The organism is Bacillus sp. JJ1521 (assembly GCF_036965165.1).
In the GTDB taxonomy this organism is placed as follows: Bacteria; Bacillota; Bacilli; order Bacillales; family Bacillaceae_L; genus Ferdinandcohnia.
In genome coordinates, this window is sequence record NZ_JBALOX010000266.1 from 1 (window position 1) to 213 (window position 213).

Sequence of the window (213 nt, forward strand, 5' to 3'; positions counted from 1 at the left end):
CAATTGGTTTTTTAATTAAGTAAATAAAGGAACTAATACCAAAGAAATATAGCAATTTTATAAGGTTTTTTTCAAATTTTCTACCCATGTTTACCGCCTCCATAAGATAGGTTATCTCTGATGCAGGTGGTTATACCTAGGACATTCGAAAATTAGATAAGTAAACAATGAATAAAAAAGGCTCTATTTTTAGTTTAATATCTTCAACAAAAA